Raw genomic sequence first — 24,057 nt, 5'->3', positions numbered from 1 at the left:
CGCCCAGGTGGCGGAATTGGTAGACGCGCTAGCTTCAGGTGCTAGTATCCTTACGGATGTGGAGGTTCAAGTCCTCTCCTGGGCACCACTCGCGTCATGCAGACGAGCCAAGATTGCAGCTTCACAGGAAACCGCGACGTCATGTTCGCGGTTTTTTTGTGTCCGCCGTTCAGAAGCGGCCGGGCAGCCGGGCCACGGCCTCGAGCCCCCAGCCCGAGGTCTCCACCTCGGCCTCCAGCGCCACGGCGGCCGCCTCGGGCAACTGTGGAAAGAAGTCCAGGCCAGTGCGGGCTTCCAGTTCATCGATGCTGACCAGGAAATCATCCAGCGGCTCGTCGCCGCTGACGCTCTGCGGCATGAGGAAGGCCAGTGCGCGCGGCTCCTCCCCCGGCACCACCAGGATCTTGTAGAAGGCCTCGGGCACCTCCACCAGGCCAACCCGGTTGAGCACGTTATCGCGGAACGACGCCGGGAAGACCGGACCGGTGATCACCTGGAGAGTACCGAAACGCGGCACGAAGCGATCCATCACCACTTCTTCCAGGCGCTGCCAGAGGCGCCGATTGAGATCGGGCTGCTGGGGCGACATGTTGCTCATCAGGAAGGTATCGCGCTGCGCCCTGCTGCCATGGACCGCGGCGATCGCATAGTTGGGGGCGAGATGCCCCCGGTCATAGCCACTACCGAAATAGCTGTCCGGCGAGATCGGCCACAGCGCCCGCCAATCGCGCTGGAAGCCGGGGCGCGGCCCGGCACTCGGGTCCTCGACCTCGTGCAGCAGGTAGCTGACCCACAGCGGATTGACCCGCACATCGGACCAGCCAACCAGAAAGCCGTCGTTACGCAGCACGCGATGGAAGCTCAGCGGATTGAGTTCCTGCCAGGTGGTCACGCCCTGCCAACTGAGCCCGTCGCGCAGTTCGCGCTCCTGAAAGTGCCAGAGGCCGGTGGCGACCGCCACGAACAGCGCGGTAATTCCGAAGCGACGCAACCGGCGTCGCCAGCGATTGGCGACGCGCCTTTGTCTTGCGGCCATGCCTGAACCTTCCCTGTCCGATTCCATTGAGAGCCACGAGGCCCAGCTCTCTTCACCAGCCCAGCGAGAACATGGTCTCCAGGTCGTGACGGGAGTGGACCTGCATGGCATTGAGAGTCTCGGTGTCGCGAATGCCCTCGACGGCATTGAGCCGCCCGGTCACCAGGTCCGCCAGACTCTCGAAGTCACGCGTACGCACGATGGCAACCAGGTCATATCGGCCACAGGTGGAATAAACTTCGCTGACTCCCTCGATATCGGCCAGCCGCTCGGCCACGGCCTTTACCTGGCCCTTCTCGGCATTGATCAGAATCACTGCGTTCTGCATCGGACTTCTCCCTGCTCCAGGCGCTTGCGCGCACGTCTCGTTCTCCGGCCGACCGAGGGTCCACCGCAGCTGGCGCGAGTATAGCAGCGCCATCAAGGGTGCTGAACCGACGATCACTCCTGGCTACCGGGGCTTTCCTCGAGTGCCAGCAGGCGGCGCTTGAGTTCAAGACCGCCGCTGTAGCCTCCCAGGCCATTGGCAGCTACCAGGCGGTGGCAGGGGATCAGTAGCGGCAAGGGATTGGCGCCACTGGCCGCACCAATGGCGCGAGCGGCCCCTTCCCGACCCAGTTGCCGAGCCAGCTGGCCATAGGTGCGCGTCTCGCCATAGGGAATCCTCAGCAACGCCGACCACACCTGACGCTGGAAGTCGCTGCCCCCAGGGGCCAGGTCCAGACTGAAGTGGCATCTCCGGCCCGCAAGGTAGCCGAGCAGCTGGCCACGCGCCTCACCCAGAGCCTCGTCGTCCCTGGCCTCCTCTTCAGGATCTGGCGTCTGCTCGGCGGTCAGCACTATCCTTTGCAGCCCGGCTGAGCTACCGCAGAGCAGGATCTCGCCGATCGGCGAGGAAAATCGAGTGAACGCCATGGCCTTCCTCCTTTTGGGTCGGCAATGTTGCGGCGGATTACCGCACACGCCTTGATCGGTTCGCGATACCCCCATCAGTTTACTATCATTGAGCGGGCGAACTCCGCAGGGATGCGCCTGTCGGATCAAAGGGGGTGGTTCGACCACCCGACAAGATAGAGCGGACACCACGAATGTCCCGCCGTGACTTCAAGACCCACCGTGATGACAAGGAGAGACCATGGCCGACCATAGCCGTCGTGATTTCATGCGCAATAGCCTGCTGGGCCTTGCCGCCCTACCCCTCGGCGCCGGCATCCTGTCGAAGAGCGCCTTCGCCCAGGACCTGCCGCGTCTCGACCCGAGCGCCGACCAGGCTCAGGCCCTTAACTATGTCGAAAATGCCAGCGATGCCAGCGATCACCCCGCCTATTCGGAAGGCGAGCGCTGCGACAACTGCATGTTCTGGCAGGCCGAAAGCCAAGGCTGCCAACTGTTCCCGCAGAACAGCGTCGAGCCGGGCGGCTGGTGCCAGTCCTGGACGGCCCAGAGCTGATCCCCCGCGACACCATCCGAATGCCCACCTTGTCGGGTAGTTCGGCGAGCAGAGACCCGCGCCCAGGCGCGGGTTTCGACGTTCAGTGGCCTCAATCACGCCGCTCCTCTTCGGGCAGGGGCCAGTGGTAGCGGCGCGCCACCTCCTCTTCATGCACCGACTCCAGCCGCACCGGAAAGCCCCACAGCTGGTGGAGGTGACGGATCACCGGGTAGACACTACGCGCCAGCGGGCGCCGACTCTCCTGGACGTGGCGCAGCGTCAGCGAACGGTCGCCGCGGATGTCCGCCGAATAGATCTGGATATTGGGCTCACGCACCGCCAGGGCATACTGGGTAGCGAGGGACTCGCGAATGCGCCGATAGCCGCGTTCGTCATGGATCGCCGTCACTTCCAGCATCTCCTGCTGGTCGTCGTCGACCACCATGAACAGCTTGAGGTCACGTATCACCTTGGGCGACAGGTACTGCTGGATGAAGGATTCGTCCTTGAAATTGCGCATGGCAAAGTGCACCGCCTCCAGCCAGTCGCTTCCGGCGGTGTCGGGGAACCATTCGCGATCTTCCTCGGTGGGCGCCTGGCACATGCGCTTGATGTCGCTGAACATGGCGAAGCCCAGCGCATAGGGGTTGATGCCGCTGAAGTAGGGGCTGTCGAAGGCCGGCTGGTTGACCACTGCGGTATGTGACTGCAAAAACTCCAGTATCAGCCCCTCATCCACCAGGCCCTCATCGAAGAGCCGGTTCATAAGGGTATAGTGCCAGAAGGTCGCCCAGCCCTCGTTCATCACCTGGGTCTGGCGCTGGGGATAGAAGTACTGGGCCATCTTGCGCACGATGCGCACCACCTCGCGCTGCCAGGGAGCCAGCAGCGGGGCATTCTTCTCGATGAAGTAGAGCAGGTTTTCCTGGGGCTCGGGGGGATAGCGACCGCCCTCGCGCAGGCCCAGCGGGTCCTCCTCGTCATGGCCACCGGCCAGTACATCCGTTGGTGCCAGGCCGGGAATGGTCCGCCACAGGGTGTTGACCTGGGCCTGAAGGTGCTCTTCACGCTCCTTCTGCCGACGCGCCTCCTCGGCGGCTGAGACCGGCGAAGGGCGCTTGTAGCGGTCGACGCCATAGCTCTGCAGGGCATGGCAGGCATCCAGCAACTGCTCCACTGCAGCCACACCGTGGCGCTCCTCGCACTCGCTGATGTATTTCCGGGCGAACACCAGGTAGTCGACGATGGACGAGGCATCCGTCCAGGTGCGGAACAGGTAGTTGCCCTTGAAGAAGGAGTTGTGGCCATAACAGGCGTGGGCCATGACCAGCACCTGCATCATCAGGGTGTTTTCCTCCATCAGGTAGGCGATGCAAGGATCCGAATTGATCACCAGTTCGTAGGCCAGCCCCATCTGGCCACGGCGGTAGGCCTGCTCCACGGCCAGGAACTGCTTGCCGAAGGACCAGTGGTGATAGCCTACCGGCATGCCCACGCTGGCGTAGGCATCCATCATCTGCTCGGTGGTGATGACCTCGATCTGGTTGGGATAGGTATCCAGACGATATTCGTCCGCCAGGCGTGCAATCTCGCCCTCGAAGGCGAGGAGAATCTCGAAGCTCCAGTCGGAACCGGTAGCGATGGGCGTGCGTCGGGTCATGCTGCCTCCTCGGGCCGCCTGCCCTGGTAATCAAGGGCTGGCGATGCGGCGCTTGAACAGCTCGCGAAAGACCGGATAGATGTCCCCCGCCTCGACGATCTGGCGCATGGCGAAGCGCTCGGCATATTCGGCCTCCACCCGCTCGTACTCCTCCCACAGCGCCTGGTGGGCGTGGGGGGTGATCTCAACGTAGGTAAAGTACTGCAGCCGCGGCATCAGGCGTTCGACGAGCAGGTCGCGACAGGTGATGGAATCGTCGTCCCAGTTGTCGCCGTCCGAGGCCTGGGCCACATAGAGGTTCCACTGCCCGGGGGGATAGCGCGCCTCGATGATCTCGTCGACCATCGTCAGGGCACTGGAGACGATGGTGCCGCCGGTCTCACGGGAATAGAAGAACTCCTCCTCGTCGACCTCCTTGGCCGCGGTATGGTGGCGAACGAAGACCAGTTCGACCTTCTCGTAGTTGCGCTGCAGAAACAGATAGAGCAGCAGGAAGAAACGCTTGGCGATATCCTTATGGGCCTGAGTCATGGACCCCGAGACATCCATCACGCAGAACATCACCGCCTTGCTGGAGGGCTGCGGCTGGTCGATCAGGTTGTTGTAGCGCAGATCATAGGTGTCGATGAAGGGTACCGCCTTCAGACGCTTCTCCAGGCGTTCGATCTCCGCCTTGAGTTCATTGATCCGCGCCGGATTGCGCAGCACCGGATCCTTGCGCTCTTCGTCGGACAGCGCCTGAGAGGCCTCGCGCAGGGCCCGGCGGATCGGTGCCCGCATGGCGATACGCCGGGCCTGGGCCTCGCGCATGGAGCGCACGATATTGATCCGTGCCGGTACACCCTCCTTCGACAACCCGGCCCGTACCGGGCGTACCTCGTCGAGGTCCACCAGGTTCTTGCGCTCCAGATGGGGCAACTCCAGGCCGTCGAAGACGAAGTCGAGGAATTCCTCGCGGCTCAGGGTGAAGGCGAACTCGTCCATGCCCTCGCCCTGGTTCGAGGCACCGCCCTCACCGGCACCGTCGCCGCTGCCCCCGCCGCCGGGACGGCGCATGCGGTCCCCCTCGACAAACTCCTTGTTGCCCGGGGCGACGATGGCGCGCTTGCCCCCCGGGCCGTGCTGGAATACCGGCTCGGAGATATCCCGGGCAGGAATCGAGACCTTCTCTCCACGCTCCATGTCGGTGATCGAGCGGCGATTCACTGCCTCCTCGACCGACCGCTTGATGTGGGTACGGTAGCGGTCGAGAAAGCGCTGACGGTTGACCGCGCTCTTGTGCTTGGCATTGGCACGACGATCGATGAAATAGGTCATGACGACCTCCTCGGCCTACTGCGACTTGCGTACCCGCAGGTACCACTCGGAGAGCAGGCGCACCTGCTTCTCGGTGTAGCCGCGGTCGACCATGCGAGCCACGAAGTCCTCGTGCTTCTTCTGGTCCGCCGTCGAAGCCTTTGCGTTGAAGGAGATCACCGGCAGCAGTTCCTCGGTGTTGGCGAACATCTTGTGCTCGATCACCCCCCGTAGCTTCTCGTAGGACTGCCAACTGGGATTCATGCCGTTGTTCTGGGCACGGGCCCGCAGCACGAAGTTGACTACCTCGTGGCGGAAATCCTTGGGGTTGGAGATACCGGCCGGCTTCTCGATCTTCTCCAGTTCCTCGTTGAGCGCCTGGCGGTCGAGGAACTCTCCGGTCTCGGGGTCCCGGTACTCCTGGTCCTGGATCCAGAAGTCGGCGTAGGTGACGTAGCGATCGAAGATGTTCTGACCGTACTCGGAATAGGACTCGAGATAGGCCGTCTGGATCTCCTTGCCGATGAAGTCGACATAGCGCGGGGCCAGGAATTCCTTGATGAAGCGCAGGTAGCGCTCGAAGGTCTCGCGGGGAAGCTGCTCCTGTTCAAGGCGCTGCTCTAGCACATAGAGCAGGTGAACCGGGTTCGCCGCCACCTCATGATTGTCGAAGTTGAACACCTTGGAGAGGATCTTGAAGGCGAAGCGAGTCGACAGCCCCTCCATGCCCTCGTCGACCCCGGCTGCATCGCGGTACTCCTGGATCGACTTGGCCTTGGGATCAGTGTCCTTGAGGTTCTCGCCGTCGTAGACCCGCATCTTGGAGTAGATGCTCGAATTCTCGGGCTCCTTGAGTCGCGAGAGCACCGAGAACTGTGCCAGCATCCGCAGGGTATCCGGCGCACAGGGCGCTTCGGCCAGGGAAGAATGCTCGAGCAATTTCTTGTAGATGTTGATTTCCTCGCTGACCCTCAGGCAATAAGGCACCTTGACCATGTAGACCCGGTCGAGGAAGGCCTCGTTGTTGCGGTTGTTACGAAAGGTCTGCCACTCGCTCTCGTTGGAGTGGGCCAGCACAATGCCGTCGAAGGGGATCGCCCCCATGCCCTCGGTGGGGTTGTAGTTGCCCTCCTGCGTCGCCGTCAGCAGCGGATGGAGCACCTTGATCGGCGCCTTGAACATCTCGACGAACTCCATCAGGCCCTGGTTGGCACGGCACAACCCGCCAGAGAAGCTGTAGGCGTCCGGGTCATCCTGGGAATAGAGCTCGAGCTGGCGGATGTCCACCTTGCCCACCAGCGAGGAGATATCCTGGTTGTTCTCGTCACCGGGCTCGGTCTTGGAGATGGCGATCTGGTTGAGCCGCGAGGGATAGAGACGCACCACCCGGAACTGGGTGATATCGCCCCCGTACTCCTTGAGGCGCTTGGCGGCCCAGGGGGACATCACGCTCTTGAAGTAGCGCCGAGGAATGCCGTATTCCTTCTCCAGCAGTTCGCCGTCCTCCTCCGGCGAGAACAGGCCCAGCGGGGACTCGTGGACCGGGGAGTCCTTGATAGCATAGAAGGGTACCTTCTCCATCAGCAGCTTGAGACGCTCGGCCAGGGAGGACTTGCCACCCCCCACCGGACCGAGCAGGTAGAGAATCTGCTTGCGCTCCTCGAGCCCCTGGGCGGCATGCCGGAAGTAGGCGACGATCTGCTCGATGGCCTCTTCCATGCCGTAGAATTCGGCAAAGGCCGGATAGCGTCGGATCACCTTGTTGGAGAAGATGCGCGACAGCCGTGGATCCTTCGCGGTATCGATCACTTCTGGCTCGCCGATGGCCTCCAGCATCCGCTCGGCTGCCGTGGCGTAGGCCACGGGCTCCTGGCGGCAGAGCTCGAGATACTCCTGCAGGCTCATCTCTTCCTGCTGGACGCGAGAGAAGCGGTTCTGCACATGATCGAAGATGCTCATCGATGCCTCCTGTATGCCCGGATCCCCGGCCACTCGACATGGGAGTGACAGCCCAGGGTGGGGTCTCATCAGCGTAGACAGCATCAGCGGATAACGGTTTGCCTCGCCAATCAACGCACCCTAGCCCTTATTCCTGAGAGCTCGGAGAGCGCCACTCGGTTCATGAGAAATCGCGAAAGATTGAACGCTGCAACGACGCCGCCTGCCGAGAGGGGGCCGTCGGGCAGTAGACTCGAGCCTCGGCAGGCACTATATGGTGGCCGCGATGGGCGTCAGAGCCGGGCGGCCAGCCGAGTTCCCTGGTCGATTGCACGACGGGCATCGAGCTCTGCCGCCTCGTCAGCGCCGCCGATGACATGCACGGCCATTCCTGCCGCCTGGAGGGGGGCGAGCAGCTCCCGCACCGGCTCCTGGCCGGCACAGACCACGATGGTATCGACCTCGAGGCAGCGCGGCTCACCATCGATGCGGACATGCAGCCCAGCGTCGTCGATGCCGAGATACTCGCAACCGGCCAGCGTCTCGACACCGCGATTCTTGAGCGAAGCCCGGTGTACCCAGCCCGTGGTCTTGCCGAGCCCCTTGCCGGGCTTGGTGGTCTTGCGCTGCAGCATGGTGACCTGCCGAGGCGTCGCGGGTCGCTGGACCGGCTTGAGGCCACCGCGACGCGCCACGCCCAGGTCTACCCCCCACTCGTCGCACCAGGCAGTGACCGCTTGAGCCGAGTCGCCGACGTGGGTCAGCAACTCCGCCACGTCGAAGCCGATGCCCCCGGCACCGATGATCGCCACGCGCCTGCCGACCCGCTCGGGATGGGTTATTGCCGTCGGGTAGCCGATGACCTTCGGGTGGTCGCTGCCCGGCAACTCGAGCCGGCGCGGCCGAACGCCGGTAGCCAGTACCACCGCGTCGAAATCGCGCAGAGTCTGGCTATCCGCCCTACTGCTCAACCGCACCGTGACGCCCAACTTTTCTAGCCTTACCCGGTAGTAGCGCAGGGTCTCGTCGAACTCTTCCTTGCCGGGAATCCGCCGCGCATGGTTGAACTGACCGCCCAGGACGCTGTCGCCCTCGAACAGGGTCACGGCATGGCCGCGCTCTGCAGCGGTCACTGCAGTAGCAAGGCCGGCGGGGCCGCCGCCCACCACTGCGATGGCCTTCGGCGTGGCGGCCGGAATGATCTCCAGCTCCGTCTCGTGGCAGGCACGCGGGTTGACGAGGCAGGAGGCCACCTGCCCCAGGAAGATCTGATCCAGGCAGGCCTGGTTGCAAGCGATGCAGGTATTGATCTCCTCGCTGCGTCCTGAGGCGGCCTTGCTTATCCAGGCCGAATCGGCCAGAAAGGGACGCGCCATGGAGACCATGTCGGCATGACCCTCGGCGAGCACTCGCTCTGCCACGTCCGGCATATTGATGCGGTTGGTGGTGATCAACGGGACCGAGAGTTCGGCCCTCATGCGCCGGGTGACCTCGGTGAAGGCGGCTCGCGGGACACTGGTGACGATGGTGGGGACACGCGCCTCATGCCAGCCGATACCGGTGTTGATCAGGTCGGCACCGGCGGCCTCGAGGGCGCACCCCAGGGCAACGACCTCCTCGAAGGTACTGCCCTCCTCGACCAGATCGATCATCGATAGCCGGAAGATGAGCAGGAAATCGCTCCCCATTGATTCACGGATACGTTTCACGATCTCCACCGGGAAACGGAGGCGATTCTCGAGGCTACCGCCCCAGGTGTCGTCGCGATGGTTGGTACGCGGACAGATGAACTGGTTGATGAGATAACCCTCCGACCCCATCACTTCGACGCCGTCGTAGCCGGCCTCACGTGCCAACGTTGCGCAGCGCACGTAGGCCTCGATACGCTCCTCGATCTCGTCGCTGGCGAGCTCACGGGGCGTGAAGGAGTTGATCGGGGCCTGGATCGCCGAGGGTGCCACCAGCTCCGGCGTGTAGGCGTAGCGCCCAGCGTGCAGGATCTGCAGGCAGATATGTCCGCCGGCCGCGTGCACGGCCTCCACCACGCCGCGGTGTTCCGCCACCTGCTCGGGCCGCTCCAGAGTCGCTGCACCTTCAAAGACGGCGCCCTCGGGGTGAGGCGCGATGCCGCCGGTGACGATCAGCCCGACGCCCTCCCGGGCCCGTTCGGCATAGAAGGCCGCTAGACGCTCGAAGCCCCCCGGGGCCTCCTCGAGGTTGGTGTGCATCGAGCCCATCAGCACCCGGTTGGGCAGTGTCAGATGGCCAACCTTCAGGGGTCTGAACAGCTGGGGATACGTATTCACGGCGGGATCCTCATGGGCCAAACGGCAAACGATTCAAACAACTGTATGGCAGCCGGACCTGACAACGCAAAGGATGATCGACCACCGATAGCGCAGAGCAAGGATAAAAAAGGAAACCAACGAGACAGCCCCGAGACCTGAAAGGCCTCGGGGCTGAAGAATTCGTGAGCAGATGGTGGTTTGGACGGGACTCGAACCCGTGACCTCCGGCGTGTGAGGCTGGTGTTCTAACCAACTGAGCTAATCACCCACGCGTTACTGCAAGCTTGCTGCTGTCGACTGCCATCATGGCGGACCGGACGGGACTCGAACCCGCGACCTCCGGCGTGACAGGCCGGCATTCTAACCAACTGAACTACCGGTCCGCAAGATGACCTGCGACGGGAAAGACGATGGCGGACCGGACGGGACTCGAACCCGCGACCTCCGGCGTGACAGGCCGGCATTCTAACCAACTGAACTACCGGTCCGCTGCAATCTTCCTGCGACATGATCGGGCATCGCCTGAGCGATGGTGGGTGGTACAGGGTTCGAACCTGTGACCCCCAGCTTGTAAGGCTGGTGCTCTCCCAGCTGAGCTAACCACCCCCGGTCACGTGGCGCTGCATTCTACAGGGGCCCCAACCAATGTCAACGCTTTTCACATCGCCGCGTGGGGATACCCCTGGTCAAAGAACCTCTGCCCTTTCATCGACTTGCTCGCTTCACCCTCAACTTGAGAATTTCAGGCGTGAGCTGTCATGAAGGCGGCTATCGCCGCCGCTCCCTCGTCGATCAATTCCGTCTGGGACCTGCCCGAGGCGCGACGCGGTTTCCAGTCATGATCGCCATCTTCGAGCCAGTGCAGCCGTGTTGTACTGGTGAGATCATAGCCCGCCACTTCATCACGAGTCCCGAAGGGATCTCGACTCCCCTGTACCACCAGGGACGGACATTCAAGCATCGGCCAGTGAGCGAGCCGCAGGCGCCCGGGCTTGCCGGGTGGATGGAAGGGGTAGCCGCACAGCACCAGGCCGGGAGCACCGTCGCGGGCTGCCAGCAGACTGGCAACACGCCCACCCATCGACTTTCCCCCAAGCCAGGGTGGCGGAAGGTCGCGATGCGACATGCCGTCGCACCAGCAGGCTAACTCATCGACAAGATACTCGATCCTTGGCGGCGGTCGTCGCCGTCCTTCGCGACGCATCTGCTGCAGGTAGGCGAACTCGATGGCGAGTGTTTGGACCCCCACCCTGGCCAGCGCATCACGCAACCGTTGCAAAAAGGTTGAATCCTGTCCTGCACCCGCGCCGTGGGCCATCAACAGCCGACCCGTCCGGCTCTCTCCCCGCACTTCCAGGGGACCTAGCCCCTCGACATTCCAGCCACCGGACTCGCCATCCCGCAGTAATCGGTGCAGGGTCTCGCGGCTGATAGCAGGCAAAACCCGACGAAAATAGTCTGACAATTTCAGCCTCTTAGAGTTCATCATTCAACACTTAGGAGTGTTCAGCTTGCCGCACGCCTGCGCTAGAATCATGATTGGTTAAAGACCTGCATCATCCTGCGGAGGTCGCCCCGAGGCAGAATGCCGCGGAACACCCCCTAACCGCATTCGATGGGAACCTGACATGAGCACAGCACTTGAACACCCGACCTACAACTACAAGGTAGTTCGGCAGTTCGCGATCATGACGGTTGTGTGGGGCATCGTGGGCATGACCCTCGGTGTCATCCTTGCCGCACAACTGGTATGGCCGGAACTGAACCTAGGACTGCCGTGGACGAGCTTTGGCCGACTGCGCCCCCTGCACACCAACGCCGTCATCTTTGCCTTTGGCGGTTCAGCACTGTTCGCCACCTCCTACTACGTGGTGCAGCGTACCTGCCAGACCCGGCTGTTCGGTGACAAGCTGGCAGCCTTCACCTTCTGGGGCTGGCAGGCGGTGATCGTTTCCGCGGTGGTCACCTTGCCGCTGGGCTACACCACCACCAAGGAGTACGCCGAGCTCGAGTGGCCGATCAACATCCTGATTGCGGTGGTCTGGATCAGCTATGCCATCGTTTTCCTGGGCACCCTCAAGCTGCGCAAGACCTCCCACATCTACGTAGCCAATTGGTTCTTCGCCGCCTTCATCATCACCGTGGCGGTGCTGCATATCGTCAACAATGCCGCCATTCCGGTCACCGCCATGTACTCCACCTCCATCTATGCCGGCACCATCGATGCCATGGTGCAATGGTGGTACGGACACAATGCAGTGGGCTTTTTTCTGACCGCCGGCTTCCTGGGGATGATGTACTACTTCGTGCCCAAGCAGGCCGAGCGCCCGGTCTACTCCTACCGCCTGTCCATCGTCCACTTCTGGGCGTTGATCATGGTCTACATGTGGGCCGGCCCGCACCACCTTCACTACACCGCCCTGCCCAACTGGGCCCAGTCGCTGGGCATGATCATGTCGATCATTCTGCTGGCACCCTCCTGGGGTGGCATGATCAACGGCATGATGACCCTCTCCGGCGCCTGGCATAAGCTGCGCACCGACCCGACCCTGCGCTTCCTTGTGGTAGCTCTCTCCTTCTATGGCATGTCGACGTTCGAGGGGCCGATGATGGCCGTGAAAACCGTCAATGCCCTCTCCCACTACACCGACTGGACCATCGGCCACGTGCATGCCGGCGCCCTGGGCTGGGTGGCGATGATTACCATCGGCTCCATGTACCACCTGATCCCGCGCCTGTTCGGCCGCACTGAAATGCACTCGGTGAACCTGATCGCGGTGCACTTCTGGCTCGCCACTATCGGTACCGTGCTCTACATCGCCTCCATGTGGGTCAACGGCATCCTGCAGGGCCTGATGTGGCGCGCCATCAATGAGGACGGCACCCTGATGTACACCTTCGTGGAATCCGTGGAGGCCAGCGGCCCGGGCTATATCGTACGCCTGATAGGCGGCCTGTGCTGGGTGGTTGGCATGCTGATCATGGCCTTCAACGTCTTCATGACCGTCCGGCGCGGTGAAGGCGCCCGTCAGCCGATTCCGCAGACTGCCTGAGCTAACCGGGGAAACCGACACCAATGAAACACGAGATCGTCGAAAAGAACGTCGGCCTGCTTGCCGTACTGATCCTGGTGGTGATCAGTTTCGGCGGCCTGGCCGAGGTCGTACCGCTGTTCTTCCAGAAACAGACGACCGAACCCGTCGAGGGGCTCGAGCCGCTCTCCGCGCTGGAACTGGAAGGCCGCGACGTCTATCGCCGCGAGGGCTGCGTCGGCTGCCACTCGCAGATGGTTCGCCCCTTCCGGGCCGAGACCGAGCGCTACGGCCATTACAGCGTGGCCGGCGAATCGGTCTACGAGCACAACTTCCTGTGGGGCTCCAAGCGCACCGGGCCAGACCTGGCGCGCGTTGGCGGCCGCTACAGCGACGACTGGCATCGCGCCCATATGTACAACCCGCGTGACGTGGTGCCGGAGTCGATCATGCCCGCCTACCCATGGCTGTTCGAGAACACCCTGGATGGCCAGGACACGCCGAGGAAGATGCGCGCCCTGCGGGCCCTGGGCGTGCCCTATACCGACGAGCAGATCGAGAACGCCACCCAGGCGGTGCGCGGCGAGCAGGAGATCACCGCACTGGTCGCCTATCTGCAACAGCTTGGCACCGTGCTCGAGGGCACACGCTGACTATGGATACCGGGACCTTTCGCGGCATCATCACGGGCATCCTGATCATTGCCTTCATCGGGCTCACCCTGTGGGCCTACTCGAAGCGACGCAAGAAGGACTTCGACGAGGCGAAAAACCTGCCTTTCGCCGACGAGGATGATGCTCCGGTGAACCGTGACACGAGCGCCTCGCGCGAGACCGATTCCCGCCATGACAGGGGAGACAGAAACACATGAATAATCTTTGGGGTGACTCCCTTTCCGGCTTCTGGAGTGCCTGGATCATCGTCATCACACTGGGCTCTATCGGAATTGCCTTCTGGCTGCTGTATGCCAACCGCAAGACCGACAAGACCCCCGATGCCGAGGGCAACGTCGAAACCACCGGCCATGCGGCGGACGAGATCGAGGAGTACGACAACCCGCTGCCGCGCTGGTGGTTCCAGCTGTACGTGGGCACCGTGATCTTTTCACTTGGCTATCTGCTGCTCTATCCCGGCCTCGGCAACTTCGCCGGCCTGCTGGGCTGGACACAGGAAGGCCAGTGGGAGGAAGAGGTGGCGCGTGCCGAGGAGCGCTTCGCACCGATCTTCGCCCAGTACGAGGAGATCCCGATCCCGGAGCTGGCTAAGGACGGCGAGGCCATGCAGGTCGCCGAGCGTATCTACCTCAACAACTGCTCAGTCTGTCATGGCTCGGGCGCCCAAGGCGGCTACGGCTTTCCCAACCTGACCGATGATGCCTGGCTGTACGGAGGTGAGCCCGAGCAGATCGTGCATAGCATTGCCAACGGCCGTAACGGCCTTATGCCATCCTGGCAGCAGCTGGGCAGCGAGAACATCGAGAACGTGACCCAGTTCGTGCTCTCGCTCTCCGGTCTCGATCATGACGCCGACAGAGCCGAGAGTGGTGCTGCCACCTACGCGTCGGTGTGTGCTGCCTGCCACAACCCCGACGGCACCGGCAACCAGGCGCTTGGGGCACCCAACCTGACCGACGATGTCTGGCTCTACCAGGCGCCCGGGCAGAGCGTGGCCGACTCCGTGCGCCAGACCCTGCGTAACGGCCGTAACGGTCACATGCCGGCCCAGGCCGCCTATATCGGCGAGGACAAGGTCCATCTCGTTGCGGCCTACGTCTATAGTCTGAGTCAGGACGACTGAGGCCACAGACCTTGGGCAGGAAAGGGTGCGGCCTCCGGTCGCACCCTTTCTCGTTGTGAGGCCACCCCGATACAATAAGCGCACCATCAGCGGCCCCTGTCCGGCCCTGTCCCTCCTTGTCAGCCGTGAGCCTGCCATGAGCGAGAAGATCCCGACCCGCGATGTCACCCCGGATTCCGTGGAGCATCACATGCCGCAGGAAACGGTCACCCAGCATATGTACGCCAGCCGGCGCCACATCTATGTGCGCGAGATCAAGGGCTTCTTCCAGCGCCTGCGTCGCGTCTCGAACTGGGCCCTGATGCTGACCTTCTTCCTGCTACCCTGGGTACGCTGGGGCGACCGACCGGCGATCTGGTTCGACCTCCCCGGCCGGGAGTTCCATATCTTTTCGGCGACCTTCTACCCCCAGGAGTTCATGCTGCTCTCCTGGCTGCTGATCATCTGCGCCTTCGGCCTGTTCTTCATCACGGTGTTCGCCGGCCGTGTCTGGTGTGGCTATACCTGCCCGCAGAGCGTCTGGACCTTCCTGTTCATCTGGGTCGAGCACCGCCTGGAGGGGTCGCGCAACCGCCGCATCAAGCTCGACAAGCAACCGATGACCACCGACAAGCTGTGGCGCAAGTCCGCCAAGCACGCCGTCTGGCTGCTGATTGCCCTGGCCACCGGGCTCACCTTCGTCGGCTACTTTACCCCTATCCGCGACCTGGTAGTGGATCTGCCCACCCTGCAGGCCCACGGCTGGTCCTACTTCTGGGTCGGTTTCTTCCTGGTCTTCACCTATCTCAACGCCGGCTGGCTGCGCGAGCAGGTGTGCATCTACATGTGCCCCTATGCGCGCTTCCAGGGGGTGATGTTCGACCGTGACACCCTGATCGTCTCCTACGATGCTGCCCGCGGAGAGCCCCGCGGCCCCCGCAAGAAGAGCCTCAGCCATGCCCAGGCCCGTGCCGCCGGCCACGGTGACTGCATCGACTGCGACCTCTGCGTGCAGGTCTGCCCGACCGGGATCGACATCCGTGATGGCCTGCAATACGAGTGCATTACCTGCGCAGCCTGCATCGACGCCTGCGACAGTGTGATGGACAAGATGGGCTATCCCCGCGGTCTGATCCGCTACACCACCGAGAACGCCCTGGAGGGCAAGCCGACCCATATCCTGCGACCGCGCCTGATGGGCTATCTGGCCGTGCTGGTGGTGATGATCGGCGCCTTCGCCTGGGCGGTGGCAGACCGCACGCCTCTCGGGTTCGATGTGGAACGCGAACGCAATCGGCTGTTCCAGACGAACCCCGACGGACAAATCAGCAACGTCTACACCCTGACCGTACGCAACCTCGACAAGCAGGCGCATGTCTATCGACTGGAAGCCTCAGGGCTACCCGGCCTGACCCTGGATACGCACGAGGTCAGCGTTCCCGCCGGCGACTCGCGCCAGCTGGTGATCCGGGCCAGCGCACCTCCCGAGTCCATCGACCGGCCCAGCTCCGAGATCATCCTGAGACTGGAAGCCCGGGATGCCGACATCACCGTCGAACGCGACAGCCGCTTCATAGGAGAGACCCGCTGATGAGCGCGGAGCACGAGAGCATCCCACCCTGGTACAAACAGTTCTGGCCCTGGTTCCTGATCGGCCTGCTGGCTTCCTCGATCACCTTCAGCCTGGTCTACCTGACGCTGTCGATACACTACTATGACGGCTCGGTGGGCGGTGACTACTACAAGCAGGGCCTGGCCATCAACGAGCAACTGGCCAAGCAGGAGCATGCACAGTCGCTGGGCCTCGAGGCGGTGATGCGCGCTGACGCCCTCACCGGCGACATCGTCGTCGACCTGCAGGGGGAGCGCCGCCCTGAGCGCCTCCACCTGGCCCTGATCTTTCCCACCGATAGCCACCGTGACCGCTCGCTCACCCTGGAGCATGTCCGCGAGGGTCGCTATGTGGGGATGGTCGACGAACGCCTGAACTACCGCTGGTACCTGCAGCTACAGCCCGCCGAGGGCCGTGACGCCGAATGGCGCCTCACCGGCGAGGCCCGCTTCCCCAGTGATGACGAGATCGCCCTGGTTCCCGGGCTCTAAGGTTTGCCAACGAGACACCATGACCCAGCGCCCCCAGACGCCTGAAGCAACATCCGACTGCTATCACTGCGGCAGCCGGGTGCCCCCGGGTGCGCCCTGGTCGATCACCCTCGACGAAGAGCACCATCCCCTCTGCTGCCCGGGCTGCGAGGCCGTTGCCCACGCCATCGTCGATGGCGGCCTGACGAGCTATTACCGTTTCCGTACCGAACTACCCGAGCGGCCGGACGACCGCCAGGCGGCCAGGGCCGAGACCTGGGCGGTCTTCGATGACCCCGGGCTGCAGGCACGCTTCGTGCACCCCGGGGATGACGGAACGGTGCATGTCACCCTGGCCGTGGATGGCATCACCTGTGCGGCCTGTGCCTGGCTGATCGAACACCGCCTCAATGCCCTGGACGGGATCGCCACCAGCGCCGTCAATCTCTCACACCACCGTCTGCGGGTCAGTTGGGACCCCGAGCGGGTCGCCCTGTCGCGGATCCTGGCCGAGATGGCCGCTATCGGTTATCCGGCCCAGCCCTGGGAGCCCGATACCGCGCAACAGCAACTCCAGCACGAGGAGCGCATGAACGTGCGCCGGCTGATCATCGCCGCCGTGGGCATGATGCAGGTGATGATGTTCTCGATTCCCATCTATGTCTCCGACCCCGGCGAGATCAGTGCCGACTTCCTCGCCCTCTTCCACTGGCTCTCCTTTGCCCTGGCCACCCCGGTGGTGCTCTTTTCCGCCCAGCCCTTCTTCCGCAACGCCCTGCGCGACCTGCAGACCCGGGTGCTGGGCATGGACGTGACGGTGTCGCTGGCCATCGGTGGCGCCTACCTGGCCAGCGGCTATGCGGTGATTGCCGGCGACGGCGACGTCTATTTCGACTCGGTGGCCATGTTCACCTTCTTCCTGCTCTTCGGCCGCTACGTGGAGGGGCGCGCCCGACGCCGCAGTGGACATAGCGGCAACGCCCTCGCCAGCGCACTGCCCCTCTCGGCGACCCGCCTCACCGACGCGGGCGAGGAACGCATCCTGCCCGCGAACGAACTCACGGCCGGGGACCGGGTACTGGTCAAGCCCGGCCATGGCGTGCCGGCCGACGGGGTGATCGAGTCCGGAGAGTCAAGCCTCGATGAGTCCATGCTCACCGGGGAGTACCTGCCGGTGACCCGCGGGATTGGCGAGCGTGTGACCGGTGGCAGCCAGAACATCGAGAGCCCCTTGACGGTGCGTGTCACCCACGCGGGCGCCGATGCCCGCGTCGCCAGTATCATCGACCTCACCGACCGCGCCTTCGCCAACCGGCCGCGCATCGCCCAGTTGGCGGCGCGCATGGCCCACCACTTCGTGCTGCAGGTGCTGCTGATCTCGATAGCCGTGGCCGTCGCCTGGTGGTTTATCGACCCGGACCGGATGCTGTGGGTCACCCTGTCGGTGCTCGTGGTCACCTGCCCCTGCGCCCTGGCACTGGCCACGCCCACGGCTCTCACTGCCGCCCATGGCCGCCTGCATCGGCGCGGCGTGCTGATCACCCGTGCCGATGCCATGGAGACGCTGTCAGAGCTCGACCGGGTGATCTTCGACAAGACCGGCACCCTGACCAGCGGCGAGATGAGCCTGGTCGAGACCCGTCTGACCGGCGACCCGGGAAATGCACTCGACGAAGACCGCGCCCGCAGCCTGGCGGCCGCACTGGAGGCCCAGTCGGAACATCCCATCGCGCGAGCCTTCCGCCCTTTTCGCGAGGCCACCGTCACCGCCGCCGAGGTACTCAACCGACCCGGCCAGGGCCTGGAGGGCAGGATCGCCGATCGCCGCTGGCGGCTCGGCAAGCCCGAGTTCGCCGCTCCCGAGGCATCCCCGGGCCTGCCCGGCGAGGGACAGTGGCTGCTGCTGTCAGAGGAGGGCCAGCCGCGGGCCTGGTTCTGCCTTCATGATCACCTCCGCGAAGATGCCCGGGAGACGGTCTTGGCACTTCAGGAACGAGGCCTGGCGGTGGAGCTGCTCTCCGGCGACACCGTCTCGGCGGTAGCCGACATGGCCCGGCGCCTGGGAATCGACACCTGGCAGGCGGCAGCCACGCCCGAGGACAAGCTGGCCCGCCTCCAGACCCTGCAGGCCAGCGGCGAACGGGTCGCCATGGTTGGTGACGGCATCAACGACGTCCCGGTACTGGCCGGCGCCGACGTGGCCATCGCCATGAACGGTGCCACCGACCTGGCACGCACCCGTGCCGACGCCGTCTTGCTCAACCCGCGCCTGAGGCGTATCGTCGAGGCCATCGAGACCGGCCGGGCCACCCGGCGAATCATCCGCCAGAACCTGACCTGGTCGCTGGTCTACAACATCTCGGCGCTGCCGCTGGCGGCCATGGGGTTCGTGCCACCCTGGCTGGCGGCCATCGGCATGTCGGCCAGTTCCCTGGTCGTCGTCGCCAATGCCCTGCGTCTGACCCGCGATACCCCTTCACGGCAGGCCGGCCTCGCCGCTCCCCGGTTGGTGAACGCATGAGCATCCTCTACCTGCTGATCCCCCTCTCGCTGATCTTGCTGGGGCTGGCCGTATGGGCCTTTTTCTGGGCCGTCAAGCACGACCAGTTCGAGGACCTGGAAGGCCCTGCCTATCGCATCCTCTTCGACGAGGACGACAACGACCGGCCGAAAGACGACCGGCGGAACCCTGAGCGCGATGCCCACGCCGAGGAGGATCGCCGCGACTGATGGATCCCACCGGCCTAGACCTGCCTCCGCTGGCCGCCGCCTTCGTCTTCGGCCTGCTCGGTGGTGCCCACTGCATCGGCATGTGCGGCGGCATCATGAGCGCCCTGACGTTCGCCGTCCCTCCCAGCATGCGCAACCCGGCACGCCTGTCCGGGCTGCTGCTGGGCTATAACCTGGGGCGGATCGCCAGCTACATGGCAGCCGGCGCCCTGGTGGCGGGACTCGGCACCCTGGTCGCCCTCACACCTCAGGTACGCCTGATCCTCCAGGCCCTCGCCGCGGTGATGTTGATCCTGATGGCCCTGTACATCGCCGACTGGTGGAAGGGATTGCTACGGATCGAAGCCTTGGGCCGCCGGCTCTGGAAGCACCTCGAGCCACTGGGTCGGCGCCTGATGCCGGTGGTACAGGTCCCCCAGGCGATGGCTTTGGGGGCGGTGTGGGGCTGGCTTCCCTGTGGCCTGGTCTACTCCATGCTCGCCTGGAGCCTGGCCATCGCCGACCCCTGGCGCGGCGCCGCCCTGATGGGCGCCTTCGGGCTTGGCACCCTGCCGGCCCTGCTGGCCACCGGGCTGGCCGCTCGACAGCTCGGTGCCCTGATCCGCCACCCGGCCACCCGCACGCTGGCCGCGCTGTCGATCATCGCCTTCGCCCTCTGGCAGCTTTGGGTACTTCTGCCCATCACGTCGCATCATTGACCCCGAGGCAAATTCCGCTTCGCTTGACGCAGCTCAACGCAACCCTTGGTGCTCGTCGCTAGCATCAAGGCATGTCCAATCTCCGGAGTGCCGACCATGCCCGCTCGAGCCGTCGTCGACGACCGTCCACGCGGCACCGGCCTGATCCACGACGCGGGTCTGCTGCACCGGCACGGCGGCGGGCCGCGCTACGCCGGCTACCCCAGCGCCGACAGCTTGACGACTGGACTCTCGGAGGCTGAACTCACGGCGGCCCTGGCGCGCAGCAACGCTAGCGGGAAGAACCTGTCCCTCTATGTACAGGTGCCATTCTGCCGCCACAGCTGCCATCACTGTGCCTGTATCCGGGTCCCCGCGGAGAATTCTTGGCGCGCCGAGCCCTACCTCTCTCGGCTCGACCGGGAGATGGTGCTGACCTCACGCCACCTGGAAGGCACGAGGGAGATTTCGCAACTCCACTGGGGCGGGACGCCGACCTTCCTGACCCTGTACCAGATGAGCGACCTGGTCGACCGGCTCGACGCACGCTTCGGGCTATCGAGCTCGCGCCAGCGCGACTACAGCATCAAGATCGATCCCCGAGAAACCGACGTCTTCACCCTGCGCCACCTTCAGGCATTGGGCTTCAATCGCCTGAACCTGTCGGTGCTGGATCTGGACCCGCGGGTCCAGCACGCCATCAACCGCTTCCAGCCTCGGGCCCGGACCGAGCAGTTGATCGACGAGGCTCACCGACTGGGCTTCCGCTCCCTGGGCATGGAGCTGATGCAAGGCCTGCCCGGTCAGACCCGCGAAAGCTTTACCGGAACCCTCGAGCAGGTGGTCGCCATGGCGCCGGCCCGTCTGTCGCTGTCCCACTACGACCATCAGCCCAAGCGATTCGCGGCCCAGCACCAAATCCGGGCCGAAGATCTCCCGCGGGCCGATGAGCAACTTGCTATCCTCCATAACGCCCTCTCGATACTTGCCGATGCCGGCTATGTGCACATCGGCATGGCGCATTTCACCCGTCCCGAGGACCCACTGGCCATTGCCCAGGCCCAAGGCCAGTTGTCGCGCAATCTGAATGGCTACAGCGCGCTTCCACCCTGCGATCATCTGGGCCTGGGCGTGGGGGCCCTCAGCCGACTGGGCAACATCGCTACCCGCAACCCCATGACCCTTGGCGATTACGAGGCACGCCTGGATGCCGGCCAGTTGCCGGTGGAACGGGGCTTGCGGCTCACCGACGATGACCGCCTGCGAGCCCGCGCCATCGAGCGTCTGATGTGCGACATGCACCTGGACCTCGCTATCCTCGGGCAGGAATTTGGCCTGGATGCGAGCAAACACCTGAGCGATGCCCTCTCCCGGCTGGCTCTGGCTCAGCATGACGGCCTGGTGATGCGCCACGAAGAACGTCTCGAGGTCACACCGGCAGGGAGACTGCTGGTTCACCGCCTGGCGGCGGCCTTCGATGCCCGTGCCGCCTGACCGGCGCGACGCATCATGGCATCGCGAGTTTGCTCAGGAGGGTACCTCCTAAGGGAGGCTTTGCCGGTGGACGACAATCCTCCATACTGTGACTGAGTCATCGTCCTTGGAGGAGAGCATGCCCGACACCGCGACCGGCAGGCGCCGTTCAATGCTGAACGAGACCCGCTGCCAGACGTGCAGCCTGAGTTCACTCTGCCTGCCACTGGCGCTCGAATTCGAAGACATGGACCAGTTCGACGCGATCATCCGGCGTCGGGCACCGCTGAAGAAGGGTGAATCGCTGTTCCGCCAAGGCAACACCTTCACCAGTGTCTACGCAGTGCGCTCCGGCAGCCTAAAGCAGGTAACCACCGAGGGCAGCGGCGAGGACCAACTGACCAACTTCTACCTGCCCAGCGAACTGGTGGGCCTTGACGGTATCGACGAGGAACGCTACCCCGGCACAGTCATCGCCCTGGAGACCACCACAGTATGCGAGATTCCCTTCGACCGTCTCGACGCCCTCTCCGAATCGCTGCCCGAGCTTCGAGGCCAGCTCTATCGCAGCATGAGCAAGGAGATGCGTGACGATCGCCGCATGATGCGCCTGCTTTCACGCAAGACCGCCGATCAGCGCCTGGCCGCCTTCTTCACCAGCCTCTCCGATCGCTTCCGCCGTCGCGGCTACTCCCCCTACAGCTTCCGGCTCTCCATGTCCCGAGCCGACATCGGCAACTATCTGGGGCTGGCCGTAGAGACCGTCAGCCGCATCCTGGGCCGCTTCCAGTCACAGGGTCTGGTGGCCGTCTCCGGTCGCGAGGTGAACATCCTCGACCTTGAGACGCTTATCGAGGTGGCCGAGGAAGAGGGCGCGCACTGAAGCTCGAAGCCAGCCTGAAGCGAATCGCCCCTGTGACAAGTCACGGGCGCGATTGTGATTGTCTTCCCGCTTACGGCTTAAAGCTTACAGCTCCTGATGGATATCGATGCGGCTGGCCTGCCGCCGGGCCTGCTTCTCCTCGAGGCCGGCGAAGTCGAAGAGCTCGCGGTCGGCCAACTGCGACGGCGCCACCTTGGTGACCGCCTTGAACATGCTCTCGAGACGGCCGGGATGGGACTTCTCCCACTCGGCCAGCATCTCCTTGACCACCTGGCGCTGCAGATTGGGCTGGGAGCCGCAGAGGTTGCAGGGAATGATCGGGAAGTCCATCAGCCGGGCAAACTCGGCGATGTCCGCTTCCCGGCAGTAGGCCAGTGGACGAATCACCATGTTCCGGCCATCGTCGGAGAGCAGCTTAGGCGGCATTGCCTTGAGACTGCCGCCGAAGAACATGTTGAGGAACAGCGTCTCGAGGATGTCCTCGCGGTGGTGACCCAGCGCCACCTTGGTGGCGCCGATCTCTTCCGCAAAGCCATAGAGCGAGCCCCTCCGCAGCCGCGAGCAGAGCGCGCAGGTGGTCTTGCCCTCGGGGGTCTTCTCCTTGACCACCGAGTAGGTGTCGCGCTCGAGGATGTGATACTCGACGCCGATACCCTCGAGGTACTCGGGCAGCACGTGCTCCGGAAAGCCGGGCTGCTTCTGGTCGAGGTTCACCGCCACCAGCGAGAAGGCCACCGGAGCGCTGCGTTGCAGGTTGCGCAGGATCTCCAGCAGGGTGTAGCTGTCCTTGCCCCCGGACAGGCAGACCATCACGCGATCACCCTCGTGGATCATCCCATAGTCGATGATGGCATTGCCCACCTGGCGGCGCAGGCGCTTCTGCAGCTTATTGAACTCGCGCTTGCCTCGGGCATCGTGGCCCGCAAGGGTCGACGCAGGCTCCGTGAAGGACGGGGCATCGGGTGCGGAAGTATCACGGGGATCGAACATCAGGGCGTCGTGCATGATCTCGGGCGCTGCCAGGGTAGCTGGAAATAACGAGCACTATCCTACCACCCTCGCCATGGCCGGGCGAAACGAAGGCTCGGACTCAGCAGAGCCGTTTCGCCAGCATGGGGCCCCGTGCCAGGCGCAGATGGATCAATGCCGTGGTGACGGCATCACCCAGAGCCGTGTGACGCCCCATGACCGGCACGCCCAACCGCTCGGCCACCTTCTCGAAGCGCGGGCTGATATCCAGCTCGGGATGGCTGCGACGCAGCTGACGCTGATAGGTCTGGGCGACATCGATGCCGGCATTGGGCAGGTCAAAGCCGAAGAGGGGGCGTAAATAGCGGTTGAGCATGGCCAGATCGAAATCCAGGCGCCAGCCAACCAGCGGACGGTTGCCGACGAAGCCCAGGAAGCGTGTCAGTGCCTCCTCGACATTCGCCCCATCGGCAAGATCAATGGCACGCAGGCCGTGGATGCGGATCGAGTCGCCGGAGAGACTCGCCGGCCTAGCCAGGTGCAGATCCAGTGAATCGCTGGTCAGGACACGGTCACCGCGAATACGCACCGCCGCCAGGGACACCAGTTCGGCGTGGCGGGTATCGAGCCCTGTGGCGTTGCAATGAATGGCGACCATCTCTTCCCCGGTGTAGGGGGAAAAGAGCCAACCATAATCGCCATGGACCTGTCGTCGTCGATCGGCGGCACGCCGCAGTGCCTTGAGCATGGATGAAACCTCCCGTTGTTATCGTTCTCTGACTACC

Annotated in this window: 22 protein-coding genes and 4 tRNA genes; 13 read left to right on the top strand and 13 right to left on the bottom strand. The window is 64.1% G+C overall.

The window, feature by feature from the left end; all coding sequences use genetic code 11:
- The first annotated feature begins 1 nt into the window (after window position 1).
- Window positions 2-88: transfer RNA gene (locus BMY30_RS07585), tRNA-Leu, on the top strand.
- A gap of 81 nt (window positions 89-169) precedes the next feature.
- On the opposite strand, the gene BMY30_RS07580 is transcribed toward BMY30_RS07585, so the two are convergent.
- From BMY30_RS07580 to BMY30_RS07570, 3 genes are all read right to left on the bottom strand, one after another.
- A complete protein-coding gene (locus BMY30_RS07580; protein WP_089712187.1) occupies window positions 170-1,036 on the bottom strand; it encodes a DNA/RNA non-specific endonuclease in 867 nt (288 codons plus the stop codon).
- A gap of 52 nt (window positions 1,037-1,088) precedes the next feature.
- Complete coding sequence (locus tag BMY30_RS07575) at window positions 1,089-1,364, bottom strand: Lrp/AsnC family transcriptional regulator (protein ID WP_089712185.1); 276 nt, start codon at window positions 1,362-1,364, stop codon at window positions 1,089-1,091.
- Between the two features lie 113 nt (window positions 1,365-1,477).
- Window positions 1,478-1,951 carry a methylated-DNA--[protein]-cysteine S-methyltransferase gene (locus BMY30_RS07570; RefSeq protein WP_089712183.1) on the bottom strand — a complete coding sequence of 158 codons (474 nt, stop codon included), beginning with the start codon at window positions 1,949-1,951 and terminating at the stop codon, window positions 1,478-1,480.
- 220 nt (window positions 1,952-2,171) lie between these two features.
- On the opposite strand from BMY30_RS07570, the gene BMY30_RS07565 reads away from it, so the two are divergent.
- Window positions 2,172-2,486, top strand: coding sequence for a high-potential iron-sulfur protein (locus BMY30_RS07565; protein WP_089712181.1), 315 nt, complete (start codon window positions 2,172-2,174; stop codon window positions 2,484-2,486).
- A gap of 91 nt (window positions 2,487-2,577) precedes the next feature.
- Here BMY30_RS07565 and BMY30_RS07560 read toward each other — a convergent pair whose 3' ends face one another.
- The 8 genes from BMY30_RS07560 to BMY30_RS07520 all read right to left on the bottom strand — a co-directional run bounded on the left by BMY30_RS07560 (window position 2,578) and on the right by BMY30_RS07520 (window position 11,115).
- Window positions 2,578-4,128, bottom strand: a complete 1,551-nt coding sequence (locus tag BMY30_RS07560) for a SpoVR family protein (protein ID WP_089712179.1) — start codon at window positions 4,126-4,128, stop codon at window positions 2,578-2,580.
- A gap of 30 nt (window positions 4,129-4,158) precedes the next feature.
- A complete protein-coding gene (locus tag BMY30_RS07555) occupies window positions 4,159-5,445 on the bottom strand; it encodes a YeaH/YhbH family protein (RefSeq protein WP_089712177.1) in 1,287 nt (428 codons plus the stop codon).
- 15 nt (window positions 5,446-5,460) lie between these two features.
- Window positions 5,461-7,383: a PrkA family serine protein kinase gene (locus BMY30_RS07550; protein ID WP_089712176.1), complete on the bottom strand. Its 1,923-nt coding sequence runs from the start codon at window positions 7,381-7,383 to the stop codon at window positions 5,461-5,463.
- A gap of 272 nt (window positions 7,384-7,655) precedes the next feature.
- Window positions 7,656-9,668 (bottom strand): NADPH-dependent 2,4-dienoyl-CoA reductase, encoded by a 2,013-nt coding sequence (locus BMY30_RS07545; protein ID WP_089712174.1) that lies wholly within the window; start codon window positions 9,666-9,668, stop codon window positions 7,656-7,658.
- Between the two features lie 288 nt (window positions 9,669-9,956).
- Window positions 9,957-10,033: transfer RNA gene (locus BMY30_RS07535), tRNA-Asp, on the bottom strand.
- A 28-nt stretch (window positions 10,034-10,061) separates the two neighbouring features.
- Window positions 10,062-10,138 (bottom strand) — tRNA-Asp (locus tag BMY30_RS07530).
- Window positions 10,139-10,180: 42 nt separating this feature from the next.
- Window positions 10,181-10,256: transfer RNA gene (locus BMY30_RS07525), tRNA-Val, on the bottom strand.
- Between the two features lie 136 nt (window positions 10,257-10,392).
- Window positions 10,393-11,115, bottom strand: coding sequence for an alpha/beta family hydrolase (locus BMY30_RS07520; RefSeq protein ID WP_244516152.1), 723 nt, complete (start codon window positions 11,113-11,115; stop codon window positions 10,393-10,395).
- A 163-nt stretch (window positions 11,116-11,278) separates the two neighbouring features.
- Between BMY30_RS07520 and ccoN the strand changes: the two genes are divergently transcribed.
- The 11 genes from ccoN to fnr all read left to right on the top strand — a co-directional run bounded on the left by ccoN (window position 11,279) and on the right by fnr (window position 22,303).
- The gene (gene ccoN, locus BMY30_RS07515; RefSeq protein ID WP_089712172.1) at window positions 11,279-12,703 is read left to right on the top strand and encodes a cytochrome-c oxidase, cbb3-type subunit I; all 1,425 of its coding nucleotides are present in this window, start codon (window positions 11,279-11,281) and stop codon (window positions 12,701-12,703) included.
- A 23-nt stretch (window positions 12,704-12,726) separates the two neighbouring features.
- Entirely contained in the window at window positions 12,727-13,335 is a 609-nt protein-coding gene (ccoO, locus tag BMY30_RS07510) for a cytochrome-c oxidase, cbb3-type subunit II (protein ID WP_089712170.1), read from the top strand.
- Window positions 13,336-13,337: 2 nt separating this feature from the next.
- Window positions 13,338-13,553, top strand: a complete 216-nt coding sequence (locus tag BMY30_RS07505) for a cbb3-type cytochrome oxidase subunit 3 (protein ID WP_089712168.1) — start codon at window positions 13,338-13,340, stop codon at window positions 13,551-13,553.
- Window positions 13,550-14,479, top strand: coding sequence for a cytochrome-c oxidase, cbb3-type subunit III (gene ccoP, locus BMY30_RS07500; protein WP_089712166.1), 930 nt, complete (start codon window positions 13,550-13,552; stop codon window positions 14,477-14,479). Before BMY30_RS07505 ends, ccoP begins: the two co-directional genes overlap by 4 nt.
- 136 nt (window positions 14,480-14,615) lie before the next feature.
- On the top strand, window positions 14,616-16,049 hold the full coding sequence (ccoG, locus tag BMY30_RS07495; protein WP_244516151.1) for a cytochrome c oxidase accessory protein CcoG: 1,434 nt from the start codon (window positions 14,616-14,618) through the stop codon (window positions 16,047-16,049).
- Window positions 16,049-16,561: a FixH family protein gene (locus tag BMY30_RS07490; protein ID WP_089712163.1), complete on the top strand. Its 513-nt coding sequence runs from the start codon at window positions 16,049-16,051 to the stop codon at window positions 16,559-16,561. The genes ccoG and BMY30_RS07490 overlap by 1 nt, the downstream gene beginning before the upstream one ends.
- A 19-nt stretch (window positions 16,562-16,580) precedes the next feature.
- Window positions 16,581-19,061: a heavy metal translocating P-type ATPase gene (locus BMY30_RS07485; protein ID WP_089712161.1), complete on the top strand. Its 2,481-nt coding sequence runs from the start codon at window positions 16,581-16,583 to the stop codon at window positions 19,059-19,061.
- On the top strand, window positions 19,058-19,270 hold the full coding sequence (gene ccoS, locus BMY30_RS07480; RefSeq protein WP_089712159.1) for a cbb3-type cytochrome oxidase assembly protein CcoS: 213 nt from the start codon (window positions 19,058-19,060) through the stop codon (window positions 19,268-19,270). Before BMY30_RS07485 ends, ccoS begins: the two co-directional genes overlap by 4 nt.
- The gene (locus BMY30_RS07475; RefSeq protein WP_089712157.1) at window positions 19,270-19,968 is read left to right on the top strand and encodes a sulfite exporter TauE/SafE family protein; all 699 of its coding nucleotides are present in this window, start codon (window positions 19,270-19,272) and stop codon (window positions 19,966-19,968) included. Before ccoS ends, BMY30_RS07475 begins: the two co-directional genes overlap by 1 nt.
- A 96-nt stretch (window positions 19,969-20,064) precedes the next feature.
- A complete protein-coding gene (gene hemN, locus BMY30_RS07470; RefSeq protein WP_089712155.1) occupies window positions 20,065-21,441 on the top strand; it encodes an oxygen-independent coproporphyrinogen III oxidase in 1,377 nt (458 codons plus the stop codon).
- Window positions 21,442-21,559: 118 nt separating this feature from the next.
- A complete protein-coding gene (fnr, locus tag BMY30_RS07465; RefSeq protein WP_089712153.1) occupies window positions 21,560-22,303 on the top strand; it encodes a fumarate/nitrate reduction transcriptional regulator Fnr in 744 nt (247 codons plus the stop codon).
- Window positions 22,304-22,387: 84 nt separating this feature from the next.
- Here fnr and ttcA read toward each other — a convergent pair whose 3' ends face one another.
- Window positions 22,388-23,293 (bottom strand): tRNA 2-thiocytidine(32) synthetase TtcA, encoded by a 906-nt coding sequence (gene ttcA / locus BMY30_RS07460; RefSeq protein WP_244516150.1) that lies wholly within the window; start codon window positions 23,291-23,293, stop codon window positions 22,388-22,390.
- 100 nt (window positions 23,294-23,393) lie between these two features.
- Window positions 23,394-24,020 (bottom strand): 3'-5' exonuclease, encoded by a 627-nt coding sequence (locus BMY30_RS07455; protein WP_089712149.1) that lies wholly within the window; start codon window positions 24,018-24,020, stop codon window positions 23,394-23,396.
- Between the last annotated feature and the right edge of the window lie 37 nt (window positions 24,021-24,057).

The sequence above is a fragment of the Halomonas daqiaonensis genome, assembly GCF_900109725.1.
GTDB lineage: Bacteria > Pseudomonadota > Gammaproteobacteria > Pseudomonadales > Halomonadaceae > Halomonas > Halomonas daqiaonensis.
This window is presented reverse-complemented; position numbering and strand designations above follow the sequence as displayed.